The following is a 7,049-nucleotide window of genomic DNA, read 5'->3' on the forward strand; positions in this document are numbered from 1 at the left end:
CCGCGAGGATCTCCGAGACCGGGCAGTCCCAGGCCGCGCCCGGTCCGGCGGGGCCGTGGAGCGTGAGCCCGCACGCCCGGAAGAACGCCTGCCGGGCAGCCTCCTCGGCGCCGTCCTGCGGCACCAGGGCCAGGAACGTGTCGCCGGCTCCCTGGGCCCGGCGGGCGATCTCGGCGAGAAGCGCCCGCCCGACCCCGCCACGACGATCAGTAGGGGCAACGGCCACCGTCAAGATGAACGTCTGCTCGCCGGGGTGCGCCTCCCGGCCTTCGTTATGCCCGAAGTCGCAGTGGACCTCGAACTCGGCGACACCGACGAGACGCCCCTGGAGCTCGGCCACGACGACGTCCAGGCCCCCAGGGTCGTAGAACCCGCCGACTCCCAGATCGGTCAAGTACAGCAGCTCCTCCACCACCGGGTAGTCGGCTGGGGCGATGTCACGGATGAGCGGCATGCCCTGAGTGTTCCAGGACCGCGGCGCGCAGGCACCGCCCACGGCCACCGATGACATGACGGAGACCTGAATCGCACCGCCCCTGAACCACGGAACCCCTCAAGAACGGATCTGCCGCCGGCACCGGCTCTGGAACACTGAGCGCCACCCAACGGCGAGGAGCGAGGCATGGCGGCGAAGACGGATCCGGCGAAGCTGGCCCGGCAGGCCCGGGACCTGATCGAGGAGTACAACCGCGTGCTCCTGGACGACGCGAACGACCTGTCGGCGCCCGCTCTGTCGGAAGCCACCCAGGCGCTGAAGTCACTGGTCGACCGCCTCCCGCAGGCATTCGAGCAGACCGCCGACGTCCTGGAGATGCTGGCCGCCAAGGACCGGATCGCGATCGAGCAGGGCGACCCGCAGACCGAGGCGGCCACGACCGCCGCCGAGCTCCGGGCCGTCGCGGCCGGCACCGAGAAGCTGGCGAAGGACCTGTCCCACCCCGCCTCGGCCCTCTTCCTCATGGGAGGCAGCTAGCCACGCCCGGCTCACCGCCGCGGCGCCAGGCTGTGAACGAGACGCAGACCGGCCTCACGGCGGGACCGGCCCCTCGGGAGGGGCAGAGAGGGGCCGGCGCCGACCAGCAAGGAGCGGCGGTCCTGTACGCCGCCCCACAGCCACGGTAAGAACCCCTCTCGCAGAGCGCAGTTCCTGATGGTCCGCCAGGGCTACGCCCCCTTCCCCACGCGACAGCCGAGGGAAGGGCGCACCGTTCATCAGGATCCCGGTCGCAGAGCTCAGGCGGCTGCGCCCGGAGTTAGGTCTCGGGCAGACGGCGAACGGCCTCCGTGGCGCGCGGGGGCCGGTGTCGTGTCTGGACGGCATCCAAGCTGGATCACGAATCTGGTCGCATTTGTCATACAGCGACGGCTACCGTCGCCGCATGAGCGACGTCGTCAACTTCTCGGCCCTCTTCGCGGGAGCGCGTAAGTTCGCGAACTCCGCGATGGAGGCCAACGCCGAGTCCGACCTTGAGGTCTTTCTGCTTCACGCGGGTGTGAGCATCGAGCGGCTGGCCAAGGCCACGCTGGTCGACCAGAACCCTGTTCTGCTGTTGGAGATGAAGGGCAAGGAAGAGAGCCTCTTCCATCTCGCGGGGGTCAAGGAGACGACCCGACTCCGCACCATTGGGGCGGCGGTGGCGCTGTCTCGGCTGCGCTCGATGGGTGTCCTCCCGTCGAAGGACGAGGTGCTGGACGAGCTCATCGAGCTGCGTAACGGCGTGGCGCATCTGAGCGGTGGCGCGGAGGAGACCTTCGAAGGTCTCGCCGCCTTCGTGAGGACGACGAATACCCTCCTGACCCATCTCCAGAAGGACGCGGGCGAGTACTGGGGCCGGTGGCAGGGTGCCGTTGACATCGCCCTCAGCGAGCACATGGAGAAAGTCGAGCGCGAGATCGCCGGCCGTATCGAGAGCGCCCGCTACCGGTTGAACAAGCGGTTGGAAGGGCTGCCTCCCGAGGCCATTGCGGTGGCGTACGCCAACGCCCGTCACAACGAGGATGGCGTTCCATACGGTTTCTCGATCATGTGCGGTGACTTCGAGATCCGGGTCCCCCGCGAGTGCCCCGCGTGCCGGTGCGAGGGCACCCTCACGCTGGGGGCCCCCAGTGCGAGGCGACGTCCCCCCACGGCCCCGGCCCGCGGATTCCACTGCCCTCTGTGCCCGTTCAGCGCGTGGGGGGAAGACGAGCTGCTGGCGATCGGGGTCGAGTCCGAGATCTCTCTCCTGGGAGAGGACGGGAAGCCGGTCTTCCCTGTGGACGAGTCGAGCATCCGCCAGCTCCTGGAGTGGGGCCCGCGGACGCAACTCGAACGCCTTCTGCTTTTGCACCATGGCGACGAAGATGCCTCTGCTCTGTCAGGTGATGCCGGTACCGACGCGTAGTCACCAGAAGCCCCGGCATTTCGCCGGTGCTCCTTCGTAGCCGGACAGTGTCCATGCCGGTCAGCGCTGCGTCCGTCCGGCGGTGACGGCTGCGGCACGCCCGGCTGGGTGAGGACCCGGTGGTCCCCGGCCCGGGGCAACGGCCGGTTCGAGGCTTCCGCCGGGTGAACACGACCCTGGCCGGGGTGCGAGAGGTCTTGACGCACCAGACAGGGCGCCGAGGATGATCTCGTACTGGACCTGGCGGAGGTCCAGGCCACCGTCCTGCGGCACGGTAGTAGCTGGCCGCCACACGGCTGACGCACGAGACCCCGGGCCCTGTGCGGGCCTGGGGTCTCGTCAGAGCTGTGGAACGGTCAGTAGTCGTCGCGTTCGGAGTTCGGTCCGTACCGCTCGATGAGGTCGCAGGTGCAGGTCCCGCCTTCGTAGTGCGTCTTGTCGCACTCGAAATGGTGGTCCCACGGCGGCCGCTTCGCCGGGGCTGCCGACAGAGTGGGCTGCGGGGCCGGCGGCTCCGGGGTGGCGTCGACGGCCGGCACCACGCCCGCCCACTCCATGCCCAGCGCGGCGAGCGCGGCGCGCTGCTCCGGCGTGAGCTTGTCGCGCCGGCTCTTGATGTTGGAGAGCCACACGCCCAGCTTCACCAGCACCGGCTCCGCCTCGCCGTCGACCTCGACCTCGACGACCGCGGTGCGTGGGACGGCCCGCTGCCCTTCTTTCTCCTTCCACTGGGCCAGGGCGGCCAGGCCCCGCTGGAACGCCGCCTCTGCCTTGCTTCCCGGCTTCTTCGGACCCTTGAGCGCGGCGGCCAGCTCCGGACGCAGCTCCGCCGGGGTGGCGGCCGCCAAGGGGAGGGCGGCGCCTTGCACGCCCAGCTTGGTCAGCCGCTCGCGCTGCTCGGGCAGGAGCTGCGCCCAGGTGCCCGGCTCCTGCTGCCGCCACCTCCAGGTGCCGATGTCGTCGCCGTCGAAGACGACGCCGGGTGCGATGTAGGGCAGCACTCCGTCGGCGTCGACGAGGTCGGCGAGGACGCGGTAGTGGCGCTGCCAGTTCAGCGGCCAGGGGCAGTTCCAGTCGGGATCGATCGCCGCGAGCTGCTCCGCGCGCTCCGTCGCCCGCTTCGAGTCCTTGCCCAGGCCGCCCTTCCGCCGGAGGTTGGCCATGTGCTGGCCGATGGGCACCATTGCCTCGCCTTCGCCCCAGACGGCGTCCTGCCGGGGCGCGAGGTGCCCCATGGCCCGCCGGTAGGACCGGAGCGCGGCGAGCTTGGCCTCCCACGCTTCCTCGCCCGGTTCCCAGACCATCCCGGCCTCCGGGGCGTCCAGGAGCGTTTTGCGCCGGTCCTCCAGCTCTCCGGCCCGCAGCGCCTTTCGCTGCTGGTGCACCCAGCGTCCGAGGGGGAAGTCCTTGGTGACGCCGACCTCGACCTCGACGTCGTAGGGGACGGCGTAGACGCCGGTGATCTCGTTCTCCTTCCGCCACCGCAGCAGGGCTTGGTAGCCCTCCAGCCACACCAGCGACTCCGGCCGGTACACCCGCGTCCGGAGGAAGGCCGCGATTGTCGCCGCGTCGCGCGGGCTGGAGAAGTGCAGCAGCGCTGCTTCGGCGGCGGCCTGGGTGCCGCCGTCCTCCTGGTCCTCGCCGTCGCCGGCGCCGACGATCTGCCCGTTCTCGTCGCGCCGCAGGTGGACCTTGCGCTTGCCGCTGGTGAGCGCGCGGGAGGCGAGCTGCTCGACCAGGCGCTCATCATGCGAGCGCAGGCCCTGGAGCACGGCGACGAGGGGCTTGAAGCTGGCGGAGGCGACCATGTCGGTGGGGTCCTCGTTCGGCTCCAGGAACACCGGCACGATGATCCGCGCGACCTTGGTGGACCCGTCGCGGTTAAGTCGGAGCGCCCGCCCGATGTTCTGCACGATCTCGACCTGGGAGCCGCGGGTGTCGGCGAAGCACACGGCCTCGACGCCCCGCTCGCCGGTGATGTCCACGCCCTCTCCGAGGACGCGCACGGAGGCGAGGAAGGCGCGGTGCACCCGGCGGCCCGCGGCGTCGATGCCGTTCGCGAACTGGCGCAGGACCTCACGCCGCTCGGAGACGAGGTGGTCGCCGCACAGCCACGCCGACCACACCCGGTCCGCCGGCACGTGGCGGCCGGCCTCCAGCTCGTAGAACTCGGCCTCGATCGACGACGCGGGCAGCTTCTCCGCAGCCGCCAGGTCCTCGTCGGTGGCGTCGTTCAGGTACAGCGAGGCGGCCGTCTCCGGCAGCTTCTCCGCGAACGCCGCGGCTTCCTCGACCTTCTGGTGGAACGTCATGACGGTGCGGAGGTTCCAGGCGGCGGCGTGCTCCAGGAGCGCGGTCTGCAGCAGCGCCAGGCGCCGGCCCCGCCGGGCTTCCTCGGACTCGCCGAGGACGGGGGAGGGGTCGCGGATCTCCAGGACGTCGATCTCGAACCCGGCAAGGATTTCGCGCTCGATCGCCTCGCTTAGGCCAAGCTCCGCGAGCCACCTGCCGTAGGTGCCCTCCGGGTCATCGGCCATCGTCGCCAGCGCCACCTCCTGGCCGTCCGCGTCCTTCTGCGGCCGGGGCGCGGCGAGGATGCGCGGGGTCGCGGTCAGGTACAGCCGGAAGTCCGCCGGGATCCGCTGGTTATCGTGGATCGCCGCCCACGGCCGACCGAGATCACCAGCGGTTCCGTGGGCCTCATCCACGATGGCAAGGTCGAAACCGTCCATGCGCTGGCCGTAGAGCCGCTCCCCGCCTGTCAGAGCGGCCTCCAGCGGCCCGCGCACCTTGCGCCCACCCTCGGGAGCGTCGACGTCCTCACGGTCCACGAGGGAGGCGTACGTGGCGAACACGACGACCGGCCCGTGCCCGGCCCACAGGGCGAGCTGGATGGCGTTGGTGGTGGTCCGCACCCCCAGCGAGTTCAGCACCGGGTCGTTCTCCAGCGAGCACACCGCGACCATCGGGGCCCGATGGCCCACCGCGCGCCACGCCTGGGCGGTCTGCACGAGCAGGTCCAGGGTCGGGGCCGTGACGAGGATCCGCCCTTCCGCGAACGAATCCAGCGCGCACGCGGCGGCCATGATCGTCTTGCCGGAGCCGGTGGCGGACACGATCGTGCCCCGGGCACCCTGCGGGGGCACAGATGACCTTGCAGGAAATCCCACCCATTTCCGGAACGCTGACTTCTGGTCCACCTGGTGCTCACGGAGCTGGATCATCGAAACTGAACCTCACATTCGCCTCTCGCCGGAATCAAGCACAGGCAACTCAATCCATGTCACCGCAAGCCCTTCCAAGGTCCTTCAAGGGCAGATTAATTGACCTATATAGGATGGTCAGGAACGCTCAGGTACGGGAAAATAGGGGGCATGGCCGAAGACTTCTGTGAAGTAATGCTCCTGCCCAGTTCCCAGTGTGATCACTGCCGCACAGCGCGATCGGACCTTCCCCGCCGGGTCTACGTCACCAAGGGCGGGAACGTCTACCACCGGACCCCCAACTGTGAAGGCATCAAAGATGGCCAGCGATACGCCCGCTGGAGAGGCGACGAGATCCACGACGTTCAGTCCGTCCCACGGAGCGACGTGCAGGCCAAGCGAGGAGCCTGTGAAATATGCCGCCCCGACCTGCCTTCCAGACGATTCTAGCTAGTCGCCTATTTCTGCCAAGCGTACATGCTGCATCAACCTGATGCAGCAACCCGACACCACAACCCCCTCCTCGCCACCCCGCCCGACGTGCCGGCTTCCGCCGTCTGGCGGTTGCACACCCTTTGCCCACGGCTTGTTCCTGGTCGGGGTGGGTTGTCAGTGGTCTCGTACATGCTCATCAGGCAAGAGATCGGCATCGACCGCCCCCTCCTCCTGCCCGGCCTACGCCGGGTTCTCACTCGGGAGGTCGTGAGTAGGCGTACTCATGCGCGTGCGCCTGTTCATGGGCAGGGTGATGTTGCCGTGTCAGGTGTTCACAAGGGGAGGTAGTGCACGATGCGTACGAAGAACGCGTCCATGATGGCGGTGCTGGCCGCCGGCGCGATGACCGCGCTGGGGACCAGCCCGGCAGCGGCGGCCGATGTTCTGCTTCCGCATCCGGGCCCGGACGGCCTGGTGTGGGTTCAGGAGCAGGTCGGGGACGGGGGAGTGGTCTCAGCGGGCGCGTGGGGTGGCCTGCCGACCGTGCTGACGGTGGCGTGTGAGGGAGGCGGCACCATCAACGCGACAATGGAGTCGCAAGGCAACCATGTCGCCGAGCTCACCGTGGACTGTCCCGCCGGCACCACAGGCATAGGCACCGTGAGCATGGACCCCGGCAAGGTGACCGGGTCCTTCAACATCGGCATCGACGCCTCCGATGACACCATCCGCTGGGCCCTAACGGTCACCCAGCCCGAGTAGACCCATCCCTCCCCTAACCAGCCAGGCCCGCATCGCGGGCCCAACGGTTCTGGAGGCGCAGCCGGAAGGACCGTCAGGCGGGGGAGCGCAGCGGACCCGCCAGCCAGGTTGGAGCGAAGCGGAAGCCTGGTAGCGGGACGAAGTCCCGCCGGTCCGGGAGCGCAGCGGATGGACCGTCACCGAGCCTGCGCAGCAGGCTCGGTGTGCGGGTGGCGCAGCCACCCGCCGGCGCTCCCGCGGAGCGGGAGCGCAACGCCCCGGCGCA

Annotated in this window: 5 protein-coding genes; 3 read left to right on the top strand and 2 right to left on the bottom strand. The window is 69.6% G+C overall.

Annotated elements, in window-relative coordinates:
• On the bottom strand, nucleotides 1-454 hold a 454-nt coding region (locus ACFW6A_RS38905; RefSeq protein WP_386646615.1), incomplete at its 3' end, for a GNAT family N-acetyltransferase.
• A gap of 168 nt (nucleotides 455-622) precedes the next feature.
• On the opposite strand from ACFW6A_RS38905, the gene ACFW6A_RS38910 reads away from it, so the two are divergent.
• Together ACFW6A_RS38910 and ACFW6A_RS38915 are read left to right on the top strand one after the other, a co-directional pair.
• Nucleotides 623-973, top strand: a complete 351-nt coding sequence (locus ACFW6A_RS38910) for a hypothetical protein (RefSeq protein WP_386646617.1) — start codon at nucleotides 623-625, stop codon at nucleotides 971-973.
• Nucleotides 974-1,379: 406 nt separating this feature from the next.
• Nucleotides 1,380-2,384, top strand: a complete 1,005-nt coding sequence (locus ACFW6A_RS38915) for a hypothetical protein (RefSeq protein WP_386646620.1) — start codon at nucleotides 1,380-1,382, stop codon at nucleotides 2,382-2,384.
• Between the two features lie 356 nt (nucleotides 2,385-2,740).
• Here ACFW6A_RS38915 and ACFW6A_RS38920 read toward each other — a convergent pair whose 3' ends face one another.
• Nucleotides 2,741-5,608, bottom strand: a complete 2,868-nt coding sequence (locus ACFW6A_RS38920) for a Helicase associated domain protein (RefSeq protein ID WP_386646622.1) — start codon at nucleotides 5,606-5,608, stop codon at nucleotides 2,741-2,743.
• A 768-nt stretch (nucleotides 5,609-6,376) separates the two neighbouring features.
• Here ACFW6A_RS38920 and ACFW6A_RS38925 point away from each other — a divergent pair.
• Complete coding sequence (locus tag ACFW6A_RS38925) at nucleotides 6,377-6,784, top strand: hypothetical protein (RefSeq protein ID WP_386646624.1); 408 nt, start codon at nucleotides 6,377-6,379, stop codon at nucleotides 6,782-6,784.
• Nucleotides 6,785-7,049 lie beyond the last annotated feature (265 nt).

This window comes from Streptomyces sp. NPDC058758, assembly GCF_042746075.1.
GTDB lineage: Bacteria > Actinomycetota > Actinomycetes > Streptomycetales > Streptomycetaceae > Streptomyces.

What these genes read in the sequence shown, in the direction of transcription:
- ACFW6A_RS38925 (WP_386646624.1), top strand. Translation starts at nt 6,377, where the DNA reads ATGCGTACGAAGAACGCGTCCATGATGGCGGTGCTGGCCGCCGGCGCG.
- ACFW6A_RS38910 (WP_386646617.1), top strand. Translation starts at nt 623, where the DNA reads ATGGCGGCGAAGACGGATCCGGCGAAGCTGGCCCGGCAGGCCCGGGAC.
- ACFW6A_RS38920 (WP_386646622.1), bottom strand. Translation starts at nt 5,608, where the DNA reads ATGATCCAGCTCCGTGAGCACCAGGTGGACCAGAAGTCAGCGTTCCGG.
- ACFW6A_RS38915 (WP_386646620.1), top strand. Translation starts at nt 1,380, where the DNA reads ATGAGCGACGTCGTCAACTTCTCGGCCCTCTTCGCGGGAGCGCGTAAG.